A 21,171-nucleotide genomic window follows, 5' to 3' on the forward strand; every position below is an offset into this window, starting at 1 on the left:
GCATGGAGCATGCAATGGGTGTGAATCAGAACCCACATTTCGGTCTGATTGGGCAGATGTTCAAAAGTGACTACAGTTGGCTTTGCACGCGGGTAAGCCGGGCGATGGGTTGCGCCCATGGGGCTCAGGACATTGCATCGGAGACCTTCCTGCGGGTACTGGCATTGCCCGACCCTTCGCAAATCCGCGAGCCGCGGGCGTTGCTGACCACCATCTCGCGGCGCCTGATGTATGAGGGCTGGCGTCGCCAGGACCTGGAACGTGCCTACCTGGAAGCATTGGCCCAGGCGCCGATGATGGTGCACCCGTCGCCCGAGGAGCGTTTGCTGTTGATCGAGACGCTGCTGGAAGTCGACCGCTTGCTCGACGGTTTGTCGGCCAAGGCCAAGGCGGCGTTTTTGTATCACCAGCTGGACGGTTTGACCTATGCGCAGATTGCCGAGCGCCTGCAGGTCTCGGTCAGCCGGGTTCAGCAATACATGGCCGATGCGTTCAAGCGCTGCTACCTGGCGATGACACAGCCATGAGCCACAGCGCGCCGGATGAGGCGATCATCGACGAGGCGGCGCAGTGGATGGCGTTGCTGCAATCCGGGCACGCCAGTGCTCAGGAGCACCAGGCGTTCCGTCGCTGGAGTGAGGGCGACCCACGGCGTGCCGAAATCTTCAACATGATGGGCGGCGTCCCGGCCGTGCTGAACAATGACGAACTGCGCCGCATGCCCCGCGACAGCCTGTTGCACACCCTCAACGCACCGTCGGGCCGCCGGCGCTTCTTGCGCAATACCCTGGCGCTGGTTGGCGTTGTGTCGTTTGGAAGTCTGATCACGCGGCTGTCCGACAGCTGGTTGCCGTTGGGCGCTTTGCGCACCGGTACGGGCGAGCGCCTGAACCTCACGCTGGAGGATGGCAGTGCATTGACCCTGGATGCGCGCAGCAAGGTGCTGACGCATTTCGATGCTCGGCAACGGCTGTTGCAGTTGCTCGACGGCAAGCTGCTGGTCGACGTTTTCAAGGACAGTCTCAGACCGTTTATCGTCGAGACCGAACACGGCCGCATGCGCGCGTTGGGTACGCGGTTTCTGGTACAGCAGGGCGAGGATCGAACCCAAATCACGATGCTGCATTCCCAAGTGGAAATCACCACGCGCGACGGCGCTGTGCAGGTGATCAGTGCCGGCCAGAAAGCCACGTTCAATGCCCATGGCATCCTCGACCTGGAAACCGCCAGCGGCGGCGAGGCCTCGTGGACCCAAGGCTTGCTGGAAGTGCGTGACCGCTCATTGGGTGAAGTGGTGCAAGCCCTGCGTGACTACCGGCGCGGCATCATCCGCGTCAGCCCCGAGGCGGCGAGCCTGAGGCTGAGCGGGATTTTCCCGCTGGACGACAGCCAGGGCGCCCTGCAATTGCTGGCCAAATCCTTGCCGGTGCAGATCGATTATCACAGCCCTTATTGGGTCAGTATCGAGCGCCGATAAAAATAATTTTCCCAGCCCTATAAAACCCCCGCCACTGTTGCACAACCCAATACAGGCCAGGGTGTATCTGCCTGGGAGTGTTGTTTCGGGCCGTTATAAACCCATGCTTTTTTAGCCTAACGGCCGCCTATAAAAAACCCCGATCTGTTGTTCAACCCATCAACGGCATATCAATGATGGGAACCTCAACCATGCAACTCAAACCTCTCAGTCGCGCATCTCTGGCGGCACTGTCTCTGACGATTGGCCTGACTTTGGCGGGACATGGCACGGCGGTGCTGGCACAGCCGCTGTCTGCGATATCGACCGCCCAGACTTTTGATTTTGATATTGCCAGCGGCCCCCTCGACCAAGCGCTGTTGACCCTGTCGCGCAGCAGCGGGCAGATCATTTCCTTCCAGCAAGACCTTGTGCAAGGCCTGACCAGCGCGCCGGTGCGGGGCACCTTCACCACCGAGCAAGCGCTGCGACAGGCACTACACGGTGCAGCCCTCGACGCCGTGCCCAGTGGCGACGGCGGTTGGACCCTGCGCCGGGCGGCCAAGCCACCTGCAGCGGCGGTCAAGGCGGCGCCCACGGCGGCGAAAGTCCCGGGCGATGTAGCGTTGGAAAAGGTCGTGGTCACGGGGTCACGCATTGCCCGTGCCCAGGTTGAAGGGCCGTCGCCGGTCACGGTCATCACCGCTGACGAAGTCACCCGCAGGGGCTACAAAAACGTCTACGACGCCATCGCTTCGCAAACCCAGAACACCGGCATGACCCAGGGCGAAGACTACGGCAACACCTTCCAGCCGGCCGCCAGTGCCCTCAACCTGCGAGGGCTGGGGCCGAACCACACACTGGTGCTGATCAACGGCAGGCGCGTGGCCGACTACCCCACGGCGTACGACGGCGCGGTCAACTTCACCAACCTTGCGAACATCCCGGCGGTGATGATCGAGCGTATCGAGATCCTCAGCAGCGGCGCCTCGGCGGTGTATGGCTCCGACGCGATTGCCGGGGTGGTGAACATCATCCTCAAAGACAAAATCAGCGGCGTGGACGTCAATCTGCGTGGTGGCGCCGCCGAGCGTGGCGGCGGCGACAACCAGCGCCTGCAGATCAGCGGCGGCGAGACCTGGGGCGATTTTGACGGGGTATTCGGCCTGGAGCTGACCCAGCGCCAACCGATCTGGGCCAACCAGCGCGGCTTTATGAGCGACGGCCCGGCCAAGGATGTGGGCTACCGCCGTAACCTCGACAGCGGCGCCTACCTCGGCCCCGGTTGCGGTGCCTACGGCGGTATCTACAACGGCAAGCTCGGTGGCAGCAGCACCCGCTGCACCACCAACCAGTACTACAACGACTACTGGACCTTGCAGGCGCAAAAGGAAAACTATGACGGCTACACGCGCGGCACCTGGCATTTCAGCGACACCGGCAAAGTGTTTGCCGACTTAATGTTTGGCTTTGATCACACGCAGAACAACACCCGCGGCCCAAGCTTCACCTCGCCGGACTTTATCAACCGCAACACCGGCAACCTGGAGCGCTGGTCACGCAACTTTTCCAGCGAGGAAATCGGTGGCAAGACCAGCAACAACAGCAAATGGCGCGAAGTGTCCTGGACCGGTACCCTGGGCCTGGAAGACAAGTTCACCAACAGTGACTGGGGTTATCAGATTGCGGCGAACCGCTCCGAGTACACCAGCGACCGCACCACCCGCTACACGCCTTTGAGCGGCATCCGCGATTACTACCTCGGGCCGCAACTGGGCACGCAGGACGGGCACCCGGTCTTCGCGCCAGACCCTTCGCGGCTGGACCAGCCGCTGACTCCGGAGCAGTGGGATCAGTTTCGCGGCAACCTGGTGCAGAAGAGTAAATCGGTTTCCCAAACCTTCAGCGCCAACATCAACGGCGACCTGTTCGAGCTGCCCGCCGGGCCGGTGGGCTTTGCCGGTGTGACCGAAGTGGGGCGGCAATCCTACAGCGTCGATGTCGACGACCAACTCAATGACGGCACGTTTTACAACACCACGCCGGCCTCCAATTCAGGCGGTTCGCGTGACCGCTACGCCGCGGGTGGCGAGCTGAGCATTCCCGTCACCGACACCTTGCTCGCCTCGGCGGCCGGGCGCTGGGACCAATACAAATTCAGTGGCCGCACCGAGCAACAAAAAACCTACAACCTGGGCCTGGAATGGCGCCCGGTGACCAGCCTGCTGTTTCGTGGCAGCTACGGCACCAGCTTTCGCGCACCCGACCTCAACTACCTCTACCAGGCCGCGACCAATGGCTACACGCCTGACCAGATCGACTATTACGGTTGCAGCAAGGGCGTAGAAGGGGCGTGTGACCGAGGCCGCGTGGATTACACCCAGACCGGTAATTCGGACCTCGCCTCCGAGCGTGGCAAGTCCTGGACGTACGGCTTTGTCTGGTCGCCCTCGCATCAGTTTGATTTCTCCGCCGACTTCTGGCGCGTCGAAATCAAGGACCTGTTGACCACCGTCGACATCAACCGCTTGCTGCAACAGGAAAACCAGTGCCGCAACGGCCAGCTTGATGCGACCACTTGCGCCGACGTCCTGGCACGCATCCAGCGCAATGCCAGCACGGCGGCAGTGGACCCGAACGTGCTGCAACGGGTGCAGGTCAATGCGATCAACGCCGCCAGCGAGCGGGTCAGCGGCCTGGACCTCAAGAGTAATATTCGCTGGGGCGCAGGCCAGTACGGCGCGTTCAGTTCGGCGATTGGCTACAGCCTGGTGCTGTCCCACTACCTCAAGGAATCGGACGATGCGCAAACCCAGAACCTGCGCTCCAGCACCGACAACCACGACTGGCGCAGCAAGGTCAACGCGAGCCTGACCTGGGACTACCAGCACCTCACCACCACGCTGACCGGCATTCGCTACGGCAGCGTGACCAATGGCGCCGGCGATGGGCGCCTGTCGCCCTGGACCACCTTCAACGCCAGCGCCCGTTACCAGGTGAACGAGCAGGCGAGTGTCGGCCTGACCGTCAACAACCTGCTCAATCAGGTCAAGCACGATGACTCCGCCGGCTGGCCGTATTACCCCAGCGGCAACTACGACCCCTATGGCCGCCAGGTCTGGCTGGACGTGAGTTACCACTTCGGCAAGTAGCGCATAAGCACATGCGCTAACGGTCTAACCGGTGCTCTATAAAAACCCTGGCGTCGACGCACAACCCTGCATAAGTGAGCCTTCAGTGTTTTTGGAAAAGGAGTTGAGTTTGTGAGCCTGTTTCGCTTCATGGTGTGGGCACTGCTGACGGGCCTTTGGGCGCCGTCACTGCTCGCTCAACCGACGCACGCTTTGACGGTATACGGCGAAGCGCCCAAGTACCCGGCCAACTTCAAACACCTGGATTACGTCAACCCGAACGCGCCCAAGGGCGGCAGTTTTCGTCGCTCGTCTATGGAAGGCGGGGCGTTTGATCACCTGATCCCGTATGTCGACAAAGGCACCGGCATCACCCAGATCCAGGGTTGGCTCTACAGCCCGTTGGCGTACCGTTCGCAGGATGAGCCGTACACCGTGTACGGGTTGGTCGCGCAAGGCATGGAGCTGGCAGATGACCATTCATGGCTGCGTTTCTACCTCAATCCCAAGGCGCGGTTTGCCGATGGCACGCCCATCACCGCGCAGGACGTGGCCTACACCTTCAAGCTGTTCACCACCGAAGGCAGCCTGGCGTATCGCCAAAGCTTTGCCGATGTGGACCAGGTGCTGGTGGAATCGCCGACCCAAGTGCGGTTCACCTTCAAAAGCGCCGACAATCGCACCTTGCCTCTGGACCTCGCTTCACTGCCGGTGCTGCCGGAACATTGGTGGCAGGGGCGCAATTTCGCCAACGGCGGCGGCTTTGAACCGCCGGTGGGCAGCGGCCCGTACCGTATCAGCAGCGTGGACAACGGCCGCAGTGTCACCTTCGAACGGGTCAAGGACTGGTGGGGGCGAGACCTGCCGGTGACGCAGGGGCAGTACAACTTCGACACCCTGCGGCTTGAGTTTTTTGCCGACGGCGACGTGTCGCGCCAGATCCTGCAAGCCCAGGGTTACGACTTCAATCGCGAATTTTCCGCCACCAGTTATTCGGTGGGCTACGACGGCGAGGCTTTGCGCGACGGTCGTCTGCAACGTGAACAACTGGCACCGAATGCCGTGCAGGGCACCCAGGGTTTTGTGTTCAACCTGCAAAAACCGCAGTTCCAGGACCGCCGCGTGCGCGAGGCGCTGAGCCTGTTGTGGGATTTCGACTGGAGCAACCGGCAGATGATGCACAGTCTGTACCTGCGCCAGCGCAGCTTCTTTTCCCGCAGCGCATTGGCGGCCACCCATCTGCCGGATGCCCAGGAACTGGCCATTCTGGAACCCTGGCGCGGGCAAGTGCCGGAGGAGGTGTTCACCCAGGTCTACCAGCCGCCGCGCACCGATGGCAGCGGGCGCATTCGGCCGCAGCAGGCGCAAGCGCTGAAGTTACTGGCCGAGGCGGGCTGGACCCCGCGCGGCGACCAGTTGGTTAACGCCGAGGGCACGCCATTGCAGTTCACCTTCCTGAATGCCCAGAAAGGCTTCGAGCGTTTGCTGCTGCCCTACAAACGCAACCTGGCGCAGATCGGCATCGGCTTCACGATCCGCATGATCGACTCGGCCCAATACGCCAACCGCGTGCGCGCACGGGACTACGACATGATCGTCAACGGCTACCCGGTCAGCCCATCGCCGGGCCGCGAGCTGACCAACTACTTCGGTTCCGAGAGTGCCGATGACCCTGGTTCCAACAATTACATGGCACTGCGCAACCCGGCGGTGGACGCCTTGATCGATGGCCTTGTCCGCGCCAACGACCGCCCGACCATGGTGCGCTACGCCCATGCCCTCGACCGCGTGTTGCAGTGGGGCTTCTACTGGATTCCCAACTATTACCCGCCGGGCTCGTCCTCGCTGTGGTGGAACCGTTTTGGTCGGCCCCGCACAGCGCCGCTCAATGACGTGGGCATCGACACCTGGTGGGAAGTGAGCCCCATACCGCTGACCACCGCACAGATGCGTCAACTGACTGAGGCTTCCCAACATGTTGGCCTATAGCGCGCGCCGTTTATTGCTGATCGTACCAACGCTGGTGTGCATCCTGCTGGTCAACTTTTTTATCGTGCAAGCCGCCCCGGGTGGCCCGGTTGAGCAAGCCATCGCGCGCTTGCAAGGCATCGGCAGCCAAGCGTCGGTGGCCGGCACACGGGTGGAAACCGGCAGCAATGAATCGCGCACAACTCGTGGCCTGGACCCCGCGCTGGTGGCCGATATCGAGCGCCAATACGGCTTCGACAAGCCCCTTGGCGCGCGGCTGTGGTTGATGCTCAGCAGCTACGCGCGGCTGGATTTTGGCGATAGCTTCTTTCGCGGCGCCAAGGTCACCGACCTGATCCTGCAAAAACTGCCGGTGACTTTGTCCCTGGGCTTCTGGGCCACGCTGATCAGTTACCTGGTGTCGATCCCGCTGGGCATCCGCAAGGCCGTGCGCCATGGCAGCCGCTTCGATGTGTGGAGCAGTGCGGCGGTCATTATCGGCCACGCCATGCCGGCGTTCCTGTTCGCCTTGCTGCTGATCGTGGTATTCGGCGGCGGTAGCCTGTTGAACTGGTTTCCGGTGCGCGGCCTGGTCTCGGAGAACTTTGCCAGCCTGTCATGGGCGGGCAAGGTCGTGGACTACTTCTGGCACCTTGTCTTGCCGGTATCGGCGCTGGTGATTGGCGGCTTTGCCACACTGACCATCCTCACCAAAAACAGCTTCCTCGACGAGATCAGCCGCCAGTACGTAGTGACCGCGCGGGCCAAGGGTTTCAGCGAAAAACAGGTGCTGTACAAACACGTGTTTCGCAACGCCATGCTGCTGATCGTGGTTGGCCTGCCCCAGGCGCTCACCGCGATGTTGTTCGGCGGCTCGTTGCTGATTGAAGTGATTTTCTCCCTCGACGGCCTCGGTCGCCTGAGCTACGAAGCGGCAGTGGCACGGGACTATCCCGTGGTCTTTGGCACGCTGTTTATCTTTACCCTGGTCGGGTTGGTCATCAAGTTGCTGGGTGACCTGTGCTACCGCCTGCTGGACCCCCGGCTGGATTTTTCCGCGAGGTCGCATTGATGCCGGTTTTTACTCCGATTACTCGTCGCCGCTGGCTGCACTTCAAGCGCAATCGCCGCGGCTGGTGGTCGCTGTGGATGTTCCTGGCGCTGTTCGCCGTATGTCTGGGTGCCGAACTGCTGGCCAACGACAAGCCACTGGTGATGGCGTACCAGGGCTCACTGTATTTCCCGGCCTTCGAGCGCTACACCGAGCAGGATTTCGGCGGCACGTTGCCGTTTCAGCCGGATTACCGTGACCCTTACGTGCATGAACTGATTGAAGGGCAGGGCGGCTGGATGCTGTTTGCGCCTATTCCGTTCAGCTACGACACGGTCAACTACGACCTCACGACCCCTTCGCCGGCGCCGCCCAGCGCGAGCAACTGGCTGGGCACCGATGATCAAGCCCGGGATGTATTGGCGCGGGTGATTTTCGGCACCCGGGTATCGCTGTTATTTGCCTTGGCGCTGACCGTGGTGAGCACTTTGATCGGGGTCGCCGCCGGCGCGCTGCAAGGCTATTACGCCGGTTGGGTCGACCTGTTGGGGCAGCGCCTGATCGAGATCTGGTCGGGGCTACCGGTCCTGTACTTGCTGATCATCTTGTCCGGGTTTGTCGAACCGGGTTTCTGGTGGCTGCTGGGGATCATGGCGCTGTTTTCCTGGCTGACCCTGGTGGATGTGGTGCGCGCCGAGTTCCTGCGCGGGCGCAACCTGGAGTACGTGAAGGCCGCGCGAGCCCTGGGTGTGTGCGATGTTCAGGTGATGTTGCGGCACATTCTGCCCAACGCGCTGACTGCCACCTTGACCTACTTGCCGTTCATTTTGACCGGGGCCATTTCGACCCTCACCGCCCTGGATTTTCTTGGCTTCGGCATGCCCACGGGCAGTGCGTCCCTGGGTGAATTGATCGGCCAGGGGAAAAACAACCTGCAAGCCCCGTGGCTGGCGCTGACCGCGTTTTTTGCGTTGGCGTTGATCCTGTCCCTGTTGGTGTTTATCGGCGAAGCCTGCCGCGACGCCTTCGACCCCCGATCCTGATAAGCGAGCTGTGCCGTGACTGACGCGTTGATTGAAATTCGTAACCTGAAAGTGGCGTTCGACGGGCACAAAGCGGTGCGTGGCATCGACCTGGATATTCACCCGGGCGAGTGCCTGGCGCTGGTGGGCGAGTCGGGCTCCGGCAAATCGGTGACCGCCCACTCGATCCTGCAATTGCTGCCGCCCCACACCACGCGTACCCAGGGCAGTATTCGCTACCAGGGCGAAGAGCTGCTCGGCGCGCGGCCGGAGCGTTTAAGGCAGATTCGCGGCGATCGCATCGCGATGATCTTTCAGGAGCCGATGACCTCGCTCAACCCGCTGTACAGCGTCGAACGGCAGCTGTCCGAAACCCTGCTGCTGCACAAAGGCCTGGGCGGTGCGGCGGCGCGTGAGCGCGTGTTGGAGTTGCTCGAACTGGTGGGCATCCAGCAGCCGCGCCAGCGCCTTGCGGCGTACCCGCATCAGCTCTCCGGGGGGCAGCGCCAGCGGGTGATGATCGCCATGGCCCTGGCTTGCGAACCGCTGCTGTTGATCGCCGACGAGCCCACCACGGCCCTGGACGTGACCGTGCAGCGACGCATTCTTGCGCTGCTAAAAGACCTGCAGCAACGCCTGGGCATGGCGCTGCTGTTGATCAGCCACGACCTCAACGTGGTGCGCAGCATCGCCCAGCGCGTGGCGGTGATGCGCGCCGGCCAGATCGTCGAACAGGCCGACTGCCAGGCACTGTTTGCCGCGCCGCAGCACGCCTACAGCCGGCAGTTGCTCGAAGCCGAGCCAGAGGGCAGGGCGGTGGTGCGTGAAACGGCGGACAACCTGCTGGAAGTGGACAACCTCAAGGTCTGGTTCCCGCAAGGCGGCCTGCTGCGGCGCAAACCGCCGATCAAGGCGGTGGACGGCATCGACCTGCGCCTGCAACGTGGCAAAACCTTGGGCATTGTTGGCGAATCCGGCTCGGGCAAATCCACCCTTGGCCAGGCGATCCTGCGGTTGATCGACGCCCAAGGCAGCATTCGCTTCCAGGGCCAGGCCCTCGACGCACTCAAAGGCAAGGCCCTGCGTCCCTGGCGGCGCAAACTACAGGTGGTGTTTCAAGACCCGTTCGGCAGCCTCAGTCCGCGCATGAGCGTGCAGCAAATCATCGAAGAAGGCCTGCGCGTACACACGGACCTCAATGCTTGCGCGCGCGAAGCTCAAGTGATTGCCGTGTTGCGCGACGTCGGACTCGACCCCGATACGCGCCATCGCTTCCCCCACGAATTCTCCGGCGGCCAGCGCCAACGCATCGCGATCGCCCGCGCACTGGTGATCAAGCCGGATTTGATATTGCTCGACGAACCCACCTCAGCCCTCGACCGCACTGTGCAAAAGCAGGTGGTTAGCTTGCTGCGCAGGTTGCAGGAGGAACATGGGCTGACGTACTTGTTTATCAGCCACGACCTGGCGGTGGTAAGGGCGTTGGCTCACGACTTGATCGTGGTGAAGGATGGCGTGGTGGTGGAGGCCGGGAGTACCGAGCAATTGTTCGACGCACCAGAGCATGCCTATACGCGGGATTTGCTGGTAGCGTCGTCGTTGAGGAATCGCGAGTAGTACAGCCTAGTGGGCGCTGATCTCACGCTTTACCGTCTGCTGTGCTTCTACCAACAACCAGTCCCGGAACGTCGTCAGTTTGGGCAGGCTGGCGCACTCAGGCCGATAAATGACGTAGTAGGCCAGCTCCGAGTGTTCGGCGTAATGGCGGTCGGGTCTTTTTCGTCGGGTGGGCTGCTGTCGGCTTATGGCTGGAATACAGTGCTGTGGGTTTCGCTTTTACCGCTGGTGTTGGCTGTCGTCGCGCTGGCACTGACTGTCCCCAAGTACATGGCCGGTCGGTTTGATCTGAAAGGGCAAGGTGCGTTAGCCACTCGAGCGCATTTCCTGCTCAAGCAACTCCCGGGCGCTATACGTCATTTAACATAATATACATTATGCGTAATCATATGATCCGTTATCAGGGTCAGTGCCAGCCAGATTTCAACCAGTGCACCACGCTCCTCATCGACCAAACCCAGCCTGTCTCGATTTGGTCGATGAGCCTGGATCACACCTGAGCGAAACCGCCATCCACGAACATCTCGCTGCCCGTCATGAAGCTGCTCTCATCCGATGCCAGGAACAATGCCGCATTCGCCACTTCATCTGGCTGCCCCATACGACCCAGCGGTACACGCGTAACCATCGAATCGACAATCGCATCCTTCTGGCCGGTACCTGATAGCGCTCTGTCCAAACCTGGTGTCGTTGTCGGCCCAGGTGAAAGCACGTTCACGCGAATACCTGTGCCTTGCAGATCCAGCGCCCAGCTTCTCGCGAAGTTTCGCAGTGCGCCTTTCGACGCGCTGTAGACGCTGAACGCTGCGGTGCCCATCGAGGCCGTCGTCGAACCTGTCAGCACAATCGAGCCACCGGCGCTCATCAATGGCAACGCGTTCTGTACGGTGAACAACGTGCCTTTCACGTTCACGTCAAAGGTGCGATCAAACGATTCCTCCGTGATCGCACCAATGGGCTCCAGATCCCCAAGGCCCGCATTGGCGAACAACACATCAACACGACCTTTGTCAGCCTTGATCTGTGCGAATACCCGCTCAAGATCACGCAGGTTTGAAATGTCGCCCTGGATCGCGATCGCGTCATGCCCGATCAGGACCAAGGCTTTGTCCAGTTCATCCTGGCGGCGTCCCACGATAACGACCTGTGCACCTTCGGCCGCAAAGCGTATGGCGCTGGCCAAGCCGATCCCGCTGTTGCCACCGGTGACGATGGCGATTTTCCCGTTGAGCCTGCTCATGAGTGTTTCCCTCAAATGTTGAGGCCCAAGCGTAGATCTGCGCTATTGTTTTGAATAGTATGCACCTTTTGGTAAGTACCCAGCCTGAGGGCAAAAACATGTCAAACAGCACCTTTAACTGCGGGCTCGACGCCGCCCTGGCGGTGATTGGCGGGAAATGGAAACCGTTGGTCCTGTATCACCTGGCCCATGAAGTTCACCGTTATGGCGAACTGCGGCGCGCCGTTGGCGGCGTGACGGACAAGGTGCTGATCCAGCAATTGAAGGAGCTGGAACGCGATGAGATCATCGCGCGCATCGACTACAAGGAGATACCGCCAAAGGTCGAATACTCCCTGACTCCCTTCGGACGCTCGCTGGCCCAGGCATTGGGGCCGCTTTGCCAATGGGGCACCGACCATATGCTGGCGGTTGAACGCATCAGTGAGCGCCGAGCGACCGCCCTCGCCCAGCCTTAAATTCGCGAAATATCCAACTCGACTAAAGGAACACAGATAAGATCACCTATTGTACTAAGATTACCGTTGGCCAGTAACCATGGGGGTTACAGCTGCGAGGGATTGCTAGTATATGTACTAGGCCGGTGTACTAACAAGCCATCCCTCAGCCAGCTAGTCAGCTCAGTCCACCTCCTTCAGAATCTTCTTAATCGCAAGCACATAACCATGCTTGTAGATCTCGCCAGCATCCCCTTTCACCTGGCCAGCTTTAGTCACCATCCAGCCTTGCTTCTCGAAGAACTCGTCCGAGACCGCAGCTTTCAGAGCTGTGATATCCATGTCGTTGAGCACTCCTTTGAGCGAAGGCAGCAGCTGGATTGACTCGTTTGCAGGAGATAGTTGCACCTGATTTGGACGTCGGTCGACAACGATGCTCTTGTGCGATTTGAGCAGGTTGAGTTCAGCTAAGTAGCGACTCCGCTCAGCCAGGATTTGAGTAAATGCGGCACGAAGAGCTGGATCAGCAATGCTTCGAAGCAAGTCATTGTCGCTTGGCACTCCCTGCCCCTTGCCCTTAGCTGGCAGTTTCCTATCCGTACCTACGCTCGCGGCCCAGGCATCAATCAATTGCCTGAAGCGGAAGCCGCCACTGTTGCGGATTGTCGAGGCCGATGGGCCACCGGCTTCAACGGACAGCCGGGCTATCGTAGCGATTGAGAAATTGCGTTCACCCGATTTCTGATGAGCCTCCAAGACGCCATTCAGCAGCGCCAAGGATTTCGCTTGTTGTTTGGTAGCCTGGGCTACCAACTCTTCAAAGATGAGCTTCAGATCGGTCACGGATGGCGTCTCGCACTTGCTTGGAGGTGGATGTGATCAGGTCGGAGAGCTTTGCGACGGGTTGCTTCGTGACACGCTCTAGCGGCTCTAGAGCCGCTGGTAGTAGTCGCAAGCCTTCGCCAGCCTCCAGCAGGCTGGAAACCTCACGAAAGCCTTCCATTTGGTTTCGCGGGGACACTCGTAATGCCATAGACCTCATCATCGCGTTGCCAGCAATGAGCTGGAGGCGATCATCCATTCCCATCAAAATGGGTGCATAGCCACCTTGCATGAGCAGGTTGTTCAGGGCGCGGGAGCGCTTCTCAATGGCTGGTGTCGCCCGCAGATCGTCCGTCAAAGCGGCGTAGATTTCGGCGTTCTCACAAAGCTGAGAAAGCTGCCACATTTCGCTGTTGGTCTCGATAAATGAAATAGGCTGGTGGATATCCTCCAGGGAGCCCAACGCGACCAGTTTCGCGGAGGAGTCATCTGCATTCCTCTCTTCCTCGATAGCGATAATCCTACTGATGATCTGGAAACAGGAGACCAAGTCTTTAGCGTACTCATCAGCCTCCTTGACCTGCTTCTGGTATCGACTTTCGGCCTGTTGTAGCTCCGCTTGCAGCAAAAACGGACGCTTTTCCTCCTTCGCAAAATACATCTCATTGAGCAATGCATCGCGCTCCTGCTCGATCTCGACGGCAACAGATGAGACCAAGGAGGCTCGATAACTCAGCATATTGAGGTGCGCTACCAGCGCCGGCAGATAGCTTGCATCCGTGAGGAACCAGCGGCATCGGACGCAGTTTTCCAGGCCGTGCGGCACTGGGCCGTAGACGTTGCCTCGACCACCACGCCCCAGAAGCTCCCCGCCGTTCCAGCACCCGCCAATGTTGCTCATTTCGTCGGATCGAACGCTATTTCCGCCGACGAGGCACAAGCCTATATGCCGCTGCTCCCAACCAATGGCGTTACGATTTAACAAAACAAGCTCAATCGCGCTGGCATCAATGTATGCCGTTTTTGAGTGGATCTGACGCATGTCAGCATCCTTAAGAAAGACTTTTAGGCTTTCGTCCTGGACTGCGCTGATGCGTCCGCTCGCACTGTCCATTACTTGCGACACCATCGCCGGGGTTGGCTTGGTGTAATGCAGGGTCATAATGATCCTGGAGTGCCCTGCAATCAGTTTTGAAAGCACGGGCATTGGGACATGGCCTTCCATGGCATAGCACGTCAGGAGCGAAACACGAAGACTATGAAGCGGGAAGTCCGTTTTGACTGGCGGCGTCTTCAGGCCAGGCGCAGGTGGCTCTACAAAGCGCAGCCTGGAGCCATCCGACAAGGTTTGCCCCCTGTCTGCGACGCGATCTTCCAACGTTGAAAGCAATCGATACCAAAGGTTGGGTAGCGAACTGATCGTAATAGGCTTGTCACGCTCCCCTTCATCGGCAGTCGGATCGCGGAAGAGGAAGCAAATTGAGCCCATATCGCTCTTTTGCTCCTGAGTTTTGACGCCACAGTGCTTCTCACCTAATTCGGTGCATGGTGTTGGGCCAGCGATTGGATTGTACTTTTCTTGCCAGTTTCGCAAACGCTCCAGCCAGTACAACACATCCTCGTTTTGCCACGGAATCGTATACCCACGCTCGCGTGTCTCCTTATTCTGGTCTGCCGTTTTGTTTGTGCTGATGTAGAGGCCGGTCATGACTTCGCCGATATCCTGACTATGGATACGGCAGAAAACCCCTCGCTTCCAAGGGTTTGATTCGCGGCCTAGCGAAAATTCGTGGCTCTCGTTGAGCACCCAGTCGCCTGCCACATAGCGCCACGTATCTGCCTCTCCCGAGTCTAGGAGGCGTACCTGGTAGGTGCGAAGGGGCAAGTGCAGCTTGGTATACAGAGCCACCGACCTGACGGGTGACCAGATTTCGTACCGGCCATTTTTGAAGCGCCAGACGCAGTCCGGATCGTTCTCGTTGATGATGGACTGCGCTACTTGGAACCAGTCTCCGAAGTCCGACCTCAGTTGGCCGGACTGCATTTGAGCCCATTTCCAGTCATGGAATGTGCCCCTGGCCTGCGGGCACAGAATTTCGCGTAGCTCACGAATGTATGCATAAGGCAAAGGGCTATGCACGGTCTCTGTGATTACCGTCTTTTCTTTACCTTTGACGAACGGGTTCTTGGCCATGGCTACTGGCACGCCATGATCAGTTGGCTCGCTGAAGCTATGAATGATGATCCAGTCGAACAGACTCACGATCCAGTTTTGGTTTTTCACGGCAGTGTTCGAGTTCATAGAGGCCTCCAAAAGCGACCTCAAGTCCGGCAACAAATCTTGCTGAGCGAACTGGAAAAACACTTCTGGACTGGCCCCGCCAGGCACCAACGGCAGGTAGTTGACCGCGAACCAGTTCATTGCGTTGATCTTTACCCCGATAGAACCCGTCTGAGTGGCCATCCAGCCCGACAAGAACTGACGCCAGCGCTCCCAGGCTTCGCCTCGCTCCACCGGAAGCCAACTGAAACTTGTATCTGAAGAGCGCCCGTCTCGTGGGCCGCGCTTGGTTGTCTTGGTCAAAATTTCTTAACTCTGTATGGGGCACGTGACGATTCGAGATCTGCCCAGGTTTCTGGCAGCGCCTCGTCCCAATTGTTGAATGACGAAATGATGTGGCCGCTGTCTGCCAGCTCCCTGAGCTTTTCTTCAGCGGCTGTAAGTGCAGAAGACACATCCGCGACACCAGGTGCGGTGTATCGTTTTTGCGACTCCAGGGAGGTGTGATGCAGCGCCTTGCGGATGATTTGCGGTGTAACTCCAGCCTTCGTCAGCCGCCTGCCGAAAGCATGCCTATGCCCATGGGTAGAGCGACCCTCAGGCTTGGAAACGGTCTGCCCAATACGTGCTAGGGCTCGCTTATAGTTGCCGTTAAAGGCCTGAAGGGTATACGGCTGGCCTGCCGCCGACTCGTCGTAGGATACGAAGGCGTATGGGTGGTGCCGCTCGACGGTTGTCAAATATCGAACATGCACCTTCCAAAGCTGCATGAAGAGCACGCTGAAGCGTGGAGGGAACCAGTGCAGCTGGATGTAATTGTCGGCATGGTCAACCATCCTTGTTTTCCACCCAATTCGTTTGGTGCCTTGCAGGAGATTCCGGGCTGTCAGTGCATACTGCTCTCTCAAATATGCCGCTCGTGTCGTGGCACCTTTGCGTCCCCTCCAATCGTCCGGTGCCCTGCCATCTTCTGGATGAAAGACGCGCACCATGGCACCGCCTTCGATCAGCGGGTGGTCTACCACATCCATCACCCAGAGGTGTTGCGCGTCGCTTTCCCGTAGCCCCGCACCATGCATCATGATCAGTATCAACTGATCCCGCACCGCACACCGGGGGTCTTTAGCCCCGCCGAAACCATCCATGTACATGGCCTGGAACAGCTTCTCTGGGAACGCCACGGCATCATCATCGACCTTGCTGAGAGTGCGCCGCCCACGAATGTTGCGTGCCTTGGCGACGTTGTCAGCGAGCGCCTTGCTTTTGATATGACCAAGGAAATCATTGCTGTTACGCCGATGCCAGGCGGCGTAATTGAGCCGCTGGTCAAACGTACTAGCAGTTATCAAGGGGTTCATGGCAGGCGCGTCGTACAGATCAGCCAGATAGTCGGTAAATCCCTTGAGCACGGAGACGTGTCGGTTAGACGTGTTCCGGCTAGCAGGAACCCACCCTAGGCCTGATGGATCTAGCCCATCATCACCAATGGTTCCCGTGTACAAGCGGGAGGCAAACGCCTGGAACAGGGCGCGGGGATCAGAGAAGTTATGCTGGTTGGCCTCCATGTACTCCAGCAGCAGCTTTGTGGCCTGAGTTACAACACGCTGCCAGCTAGGACTAAGGTGATGGTTGGACAGGAGATAGTCAACGAGAGAGGACACCACGCCATGGTCAGTGATTAGAACTGGGATCTCGCTTTGGAATCCCGAGTCATCTACTACCACCTTAGCTACTACCTGTACCACCGCCATCCAGAGCACCCACCCAAAAAGGGGCGAATGGTACAGATAGTACACCTAGTGATGTCAACACCTTGATTCTCAGGGGAGGGTAGAGCTGTGTTTCCCCCTTGATCTAGTATTCTTAGTATGGTTTTAGGTGATACCAATAATGGATATTTAGTTGAGTTAAATCAATACTTTACGTCTATCTCCCGTATCCATTGCCTATTCACGACACCCTGCCGCTGGTGACTCTGTAGCGAGTCTGTAAACACCGGCTTGTATGCGCCGAGGGCGATCACTAAGCTGGCCCCTCTTTTTTACCGCCGCCCGGAACCACCATGTCTCGAAGTATCGCCCACCTCGCCCTGCTGCTGGGGTTGATCACCGCCGTCGGCCCGTTTGCCATCGACAGCTACCTGCCGGCGTTGCCGACACTCGGCGCCAGCCTGCATGCCTCGCCTGCCGCGGTGCAGATGAGCCTGACGGTGTTCTTCATGATCATCGGTGTGTGCCAGCTGTTCTACGGCCCGATCAGCGATGTGTTCGGGCGCAAGCCGCCAATTTATGCCGGCCTGGCGATTTTCATCGTGGCCAGCATTGGTTGCGCCCTCGCCCCCTCCATCGAGGTGCTGATCGGCTTCCGGGCGTTGCAGGCCTTTGGCGCCTGCGCCGGGATGGTGATTCCGCGGGCGATTGTGCGTGACTTGTACACCGGCCATGAAGCCGCGCGCCTGATGGCGTTGCTGATGCTGGTGGTGAGCATTTCACCGATTCTCGCACCGCTGGCTGGCAGCGTGATCATTGCCGTGTGGAGCTGGCGCGAAGTGTTTTGGGTACTGGGTGTGGCCGCAGTGCTGTGCCTGATCATGACCGCCGTGCAATTGCCGGAAACCCACCCCGCCGAACGCCGCCTGGGCAAGACCCTGGGCAATGCGTTCGGCAGCTACGGCGCGTTGCTGCGTGATCCGGTGTTTACCGGGTTGTCGGTAGTGGGCGGTTTTGGCCTTGCGACGTTCTTCGTGTTCATCGGCAGCGCGCCATTCGTTTACATCGAGTACTACGGGCTCACGCCAACGCAATTCAGCCTGTGCTTTGCCCTCAACGCGGCGTCGTTTTTTGCCCTGAGCCAGTTGACCGCGCGCTTGAGTGCACGCTTCGGCCTCGCGCCGTTGATTCGCTGGTCGGTGGCGGGCGTGGCGACCGTCATGACCTTGCTGGCACTTACCACACTGTGGGGCAACAGCCTGCCGTTAATGATGGCACTGCTGTTTATTGGCTTTGGTTTTCTCGGCTTGCTGTTGCCGGCGGCCGGCGTGTTGTCCCTGGAAGATCACGGTGCCGTGGCCGGTTCGGCCTCGGCGCTGTTGGGCGCGATCCAGATGATCACCGCCGCCGTAGCCATGTCCCTGGCCGGCCTGTTCGCAGACCACACACCGGCGCCGATGTTGATCGGCATCGCCCTCAGCGCCGTGGCAGCGATGCTGACGGTGTGGTGGACGCTGCGCCGCCTGCCGGCACACCTGCAACCTCAGTCGCGCACCTGACCAGCGGAGATTGGCGCCCCGGTCTGGAGCCCCATTGCTGCCAAATAAGCCCACGGGTAAATCCCCCGCTGGTGCCCATCGCTGAAAATCAACTGCACGCCATACCCCTGGGGATGGACCTCCAGCACCCGGACACGGTCCGACACCAGCGGCGGCATGCCTCTCAACCGAAAGGCCCGGCACTGCGAGCACGGGCATTCACGGCGCAGGCGAGCGTGGTCGATCCATTGCACGCCGTCGCGCCATTCCAGCCTCAAGCGCCCATCATCATCGCGGCCAATGCCGTTCGGTGCACTGTTCATTGCAGTTGTGCCAGGGCAATGCGCACCGCCTTGCGTACTTCCGGGTCGCCATCGTCGGCCGCGTCACGCAGCGGGCCAAGGGCCTGTCGGTCGCCCAACTCGCCCAGCGCCAGGGCGGCTTCCTTGCGCAGGTTGCTGATGCTGTGGCCCAACGTCAGGAGCAGCGCCGGCAACGCCGGTGCATACCGCAGGCGCCCAAGGCTGCGGGTGGCGCGCAGGCGGACTTGCCAGTAGTCATCGGCCAGCGCCGTGATCAAGGCGTCGCCCGCGCGGGTGCTACCGACTTTGCCCAAGGTGGTCGCGGCCTCTTCCCGTACTTGCCAGGTGGCGTCCTGCAACGCTTCATACAGCGCCGGCAGTACCCGCTCATCACTGGCCAAACCGAGGGCGCCGGTGGCGGCACGCCGGACTTCGGTGTCCGGATCGCTGCTGGCCAACCTCGCCAGGGCGTCCAATGCCGGCAGGTGCTTGAGCCAGCCGAGCACACCGACCGCTTCGCGGCGCACCCCCGCATCGGTATCGTTCAGCGCCAGCATTGCCGACGGCGCCGCCGCTTCAAGGCGCAACTCGCGCAGGGCACGGAAGATTGCCGTGCGCACGCTGACGTCGGCGTGGGTGGCCCATGGCAATAACAGCCGGCCCGCGTGCGTCGACTTGAGTACGCTCAAGCTCTGGGCGGCGGCATCACGTACCGACGCTTCAGTGTCGGTCAGCGCCTGGCACAGCGCCTCGACCACTGCGTCTTCTTCCCACGCCTCCAGCAGGCTGGCAGCCTGGGCGCGCACGTCGGTGGCCGGGTCGTGGCGCAGGCTGTCCACCAGCCACACCAGGCCGTCGGGGTCTTCCAGGTCAGCCAGGTCAATCAGGGCGATCCGGCGCATGCCGGCATCCGGCGCTTGCAGCCGGGGGCGCAGGGCTTGGATGTCGGGGTTTTCGGTTTCATAGGTCATATGGCAAATCGCGGTCTTGGGTGATCGTTGGGTAGCCCGAGCGGGTTCAGCCGTGGTAACTGGCGACCATCTTCGTGGTGCAGCAGCTCCAGGCAATGGCGCTTGAGGTGGGTAAATTCCGGCGAGGTCATCAGTTCGGTGCTGCGCGGCCTTGGGAAAGTCAGCTGGAAATCCTCGATGATGCGCCCGGGGCGCGGGCTCATCACCAGGATGCGGTCGGCCAGGAACAGCGCTTCGTCGATGTCATGGGTGACAAACACAACAGTTGTGCGGATGCGCGTCCAGATGTCCAGCAGCAAGGCCTGCATCTTCATGCGGGTCAGGGCATCCAGCGCGCCGAACGGCTCATCCATCAACAGCAGGCCGGGACGATTGATCAACACCCGGGCAATTTCCACCCGCTGCTGCATGCCACCCGACAGCTGGTTGGGCCAGCGCTCGGCAAAACCTTCCAGGCCCACCAGGTGAAGGATCTCATCGGCGGCGGCCAGGCGCTCGGCCTTGCCTACGCCGCGCATCTTCAGGCCGAAGGCAACGTTTTCGCGCACCGAACGCCAGGGGAACAGCGTGTGTTGCTGAAACACCATGCCCCGTTGCTGGGACGGCCCGGCAACCGGCTGGCCATCCATTTCCAGCGTGCCCTGGCTTGGCGTGAGATGCCCGGCCAGCGCGCCGAGCAAGGTCGATTTGCCACACCCGGACGGGCCGAGGATGCACACGAACTGCCCCGGCTCGATCCTGCAATCCAGGGCTTTCACCGCCTCGAATGCCTGCTGCTGTTCGCCCAATACAATGGACAAGCCGCGTATGTCGACACGGCCTTCAAGATGACTCATCAGGCTTTACCTCGTGGTCGGTGCCAGGGAGTGAACAGTGCGCCGAGACGCTTGACCAACAGGCTGCTGCCCATGCCCAGCACGCCGATCAACAGCATGCCAACGACAATGTCGGCATAGTTCTGGATGGTGTAGGACTCCCAGGTGTAATAGCCGATGCCGTACTGACCGGAGATCATTTCCGCCGTCACCAGGCAGAACCACGAAGTGCCCATGCCAATCGCCAGGCCGGTGACGATGCTCGGCGCGGCGCCCGGCAAAATCACCTCCAGCAGGATCGCCCGGCGCCCTGCCCCCAGGCTGCGCGCCGAGGCGATCAGCCGAGGATCGACGCCTTCCACGCCATGCACCGTATTGAGCAGCACCGGAAACAGCGCGCCGGTGAAGGTGATGAAGATCATCGACAGCTCCGACGACGGGAACATCAGGATCGCCAGCGGAATCCAGGCTACCGCCGGGATCGGCCGGATCACCTCCAGCGGCGGCAACAGCAGGTCTTCCGCCCACTTCCAGCGGCCAATCGCGATGCCCAGGCCGATCCCCACCAGCGCGGCCGCCAGGTAGCCCTCGAACACCCGGGTCAGGCTTGCGCTCAAGTGCCGCACAAGCTTGCCCGAGTCCGCCAGCCCCAGGGCAGCCTGCACCACGGAGCCCGGCGTGGGCACATTGGCAAACGTCACCAGCCACAGGTTCCAGTGCTGGCTGGCCGCCAACTGCCAGAACAACAGGCACAACAGCAAGGAAGCGGCCTTGGGCAGCCAGCGCCATGGGGTGCTTGTCATGAACACGC

17 protein-coding genes are annotated in these 21,171 nt (G+C 60.5%); 9 read left to right on the forward strand and 8 right to left on the reverse strand.

The genetic code is table 11. The features are described from left to right. The first annotated feature begins 14 nt into the window (after positions 1-14). The 7 genes from A462_RS22345 to A462_RS22315 all read left to right on the forward strand — a co-directional run bounded on the left by A462_RS22345 (position 15) and on the right by A462_RS22315 (position 10,245). Entirely contained in the window at positions 15-527 is a 513-nt protein-coding gene (locus tag A462_RS22345) for a sigma-70 family RNA polymerase sigma factor (protein WP_008433377.1), read from the forward strand. Then, positions 524-1,477, forward strand: a complete 954-nt coding sequence (locus A462_RS22340; protein ID WP_003217682.1) for a FecR domain-containing protein — start codon at positions 524-526, stop codon at positions 1,475-1,477. Before A462_RS22345 ends, A462_RS22340 begins: the two co-directional genes overlap by 4 nt. Positions 1,478-1,668: 191 nt before the next feature. Then, positions 1,669-4,608 (forward strand): TonB-dependent receptor, encoded by a 2,940-nt coding sequence (locus tag A462_RS22335; protein ID WP_008433381.1) that lies wholly within the window; start codon positions 1,669-1,671, stop codon positions 4,606-4,608. 129 nt (positions 4,609-4,737) lie between these two features. Further along, a complete protein-coding gene (locus A462_RS22330) occupies positions 4,738-6,576 on the forward strand; it encodes an extracellular solute-binding protein (protein ID WP_032899141.1) in 1,839 nt (612 codons plus the stop codon). Continuing rightward, positions 6,563-7,627 carry a microcin C ABC transporter permease YejB gene (locus A462_RS22325; RefSeq protein ID WP_008433386.1) on the forward strand — a complete coding sequence of 355 codons (1,065 nt, stop codon included), beginning with the start codon at positions 6,563-6,565 and terminating at the stop codon, positions 7,625-7,627. Before A462_RS22330 ends, A462_RS22325 begins: the two co-directional genes overlap by 14 nt. Then, entirely contained in the window at positions 7,627-8,649 is a 1,023-nt protein-coding gene (locus A462_RS22320; protein WP_008433388.1) for an ABC transporter permease, read from the forward strand. The genes A462_RS22325 and A462_RS22320 overlap by 1 nt, the downstream gene beginning before the upstream one ends. A gap of 15 nt (positions 8,650-8,664) precedes the next feature. Beyond that, complete coding sequence (locus A462_RS22315; protein WP_008433389.1) at positions 8,665-10,245, forward strand: ABC transporter ATP-binding protein; 1,581 nt, start codon at positions 8,665-8,667, stop codon at positions 10,243-10,245. Positions 10,246-10,735: 490 nt separating this feature from the next. Here the strand turns inward: A462_RS22315 and A462_RS22305 are convergent, their stop codons facing one another. Then, complete coding sequence (locus tag A462_RS22305; protein ID WP_008433394.1) at positions 10,736-11,485, reverse strand: SDR family NAD(P)-dependent oxidoreductase; 750 nt, start codon at positions 11,483-11,485, stop codon at positions 10,736-10,738. A 98-nt stretch (positions 11,486-11,583) separates the two neighbouring features. On the opposite strand from A462_RS22305, the gene A462_RS22300 reads away from it, so the two are divergent. After that, positions 11,584-11,943, forward strand: a complete 360-nt coding sequence (locus A462_RS22300) for a winged helix-turn-helix transcriptional regulator (protein WP_008433396.1) — start codon at positions 11,584-11,586, stop codon at positions 11,941-11,943. Positions 11,944-12,105: 162 nt separating this feature from the next. Here A462_RS22300 and gmtX read toward each other — a convergent pair whose 3' ends face one another. From gmtX to gmtY, 3 genes are read right to left on the reverse strand one after another with little or no spacing between them, the layout of a single operon-like run. Further along, on the reverse strand, positions 12,106-12,765 hold the full coding sequence (gmtX, locus tag A462_RS22295) for a gamma-mobile-trio protein GmtX (RefSeq protein WP_007967164.1): 660 nt from the start codon (positions 12,763-12,765) through the stop codon (positions 12,106-12,108). Beyond that, positions 12,740-15,328 (reverse strand): gamma-mobile-trio integrase GmtZ, encoded by a 2,589-nt coding sequence (gene gmtZ, locus A462_RS22290; protein WP_083853194.1) that lies wholly within the window; start codon positions 15,326-15,328, stop codon positions 12,740-12,742. Before gmtZ ends, gmtX begins: the two co-directional genes overlap by 26 nt. Further along, a complete protein-coding gene (gmtY, locus tag A462_RS22285) occupies positions 15,325-16,776 on the reverse strand; it encodes a gamma-mobile-trio recombinase GmtY (protein ID WP_007967169.1) in 1,452 nt (483 codons plus the stop codon). Before gmtY ends, gmtZ begins: the two co-directional genes overlap by 4 nt. Before the next feature lie 311 nt (positions 16,777-17,087). Between gmtY and A462_RS22280 the strand changes: the two genes are divergently transcribed. After that, positions 17,088-18,293: a multidrug effflux MFS transporter gene (locus A462_RS22280; RefSeq protein WP_008433402.1), complete on the forward strand. Its 1,206-nt coding sequence runs from the start codon at positions 17,088-17,090 to the stop codon at positions 18,291-18,293. Here the strand turns inward: A462_RS22280 and A462_RS22275 are convergent. From A462_RS22275 to A462_RS22260, 4 genes are read right to left on the reverse strand one after another with little or no spacing between them, the layout of a single operon-like run. Continuing rightward, on the reverse strand, positions 18,278-18,595 hold the full coding sequence (locus A462_RS22275; RefSeq protein WP_008433404.1) for a DUF971 domain-containing protein: 318 nt from the start codon (positions 18,593-18,595) through the stop codon (positions 18,278-18,280). The two genes, A462_RS22280 and A462_RS22275, sit on opposite strands and share 16 nt — an antisense overlap. Next, complete coding sequence (locus A462_RS22270; protein ID WP_008433406.1) at positions 18,592-19,545, reverse strand: HEAT repeat domain-containing protein; 954 nt, start codon at positions 19,543-19,545, stop codon at positions 18,592-18,594. Before A462_RS22270 ends, A462_RS22275 begins: the two co-directional genes overlap by 4 nt. Beyond that, a complete protein-coding gene (locus tag A462_RS22265) occupies positions 19,542-20,381 on the reverse strand; it encodes an ABC transporter ATP-binding protein (protein ID WP_008433408.1) in 840 nt (279 codons plus the stop codon). The genes A462_RS22270 and A462_RS22265 overlap by 4 nt, the downstream gene beginning before the upstream one ends. Beyond that, positions 20,381-21,163, reverse strand: coding sequence for an ABC transporter permease (locus A462_RS22260; RefSeq protein ID WP_008433411.1), 783 nt, complete (start codon positions 21,161-21,163; stop codon positions 20,381-20,383). Before A462_RS22260 ends, A462_RS22265 begins: the two co-directional genes overlap by 1 nt. Positions 21,164-21,171: the final 8 nt, after the last annotated feature.

The organism is Pseudomonas sp. Ag1 (genome assembly GCF_000278565.1).
In the GTDB taxonomy this organism is placed as follows: Bacteria; Pseudomonadota; Gammaproteobacteria; order Pseudomonadales; family Pseudomonadaceae; genus Aquipseudomonas.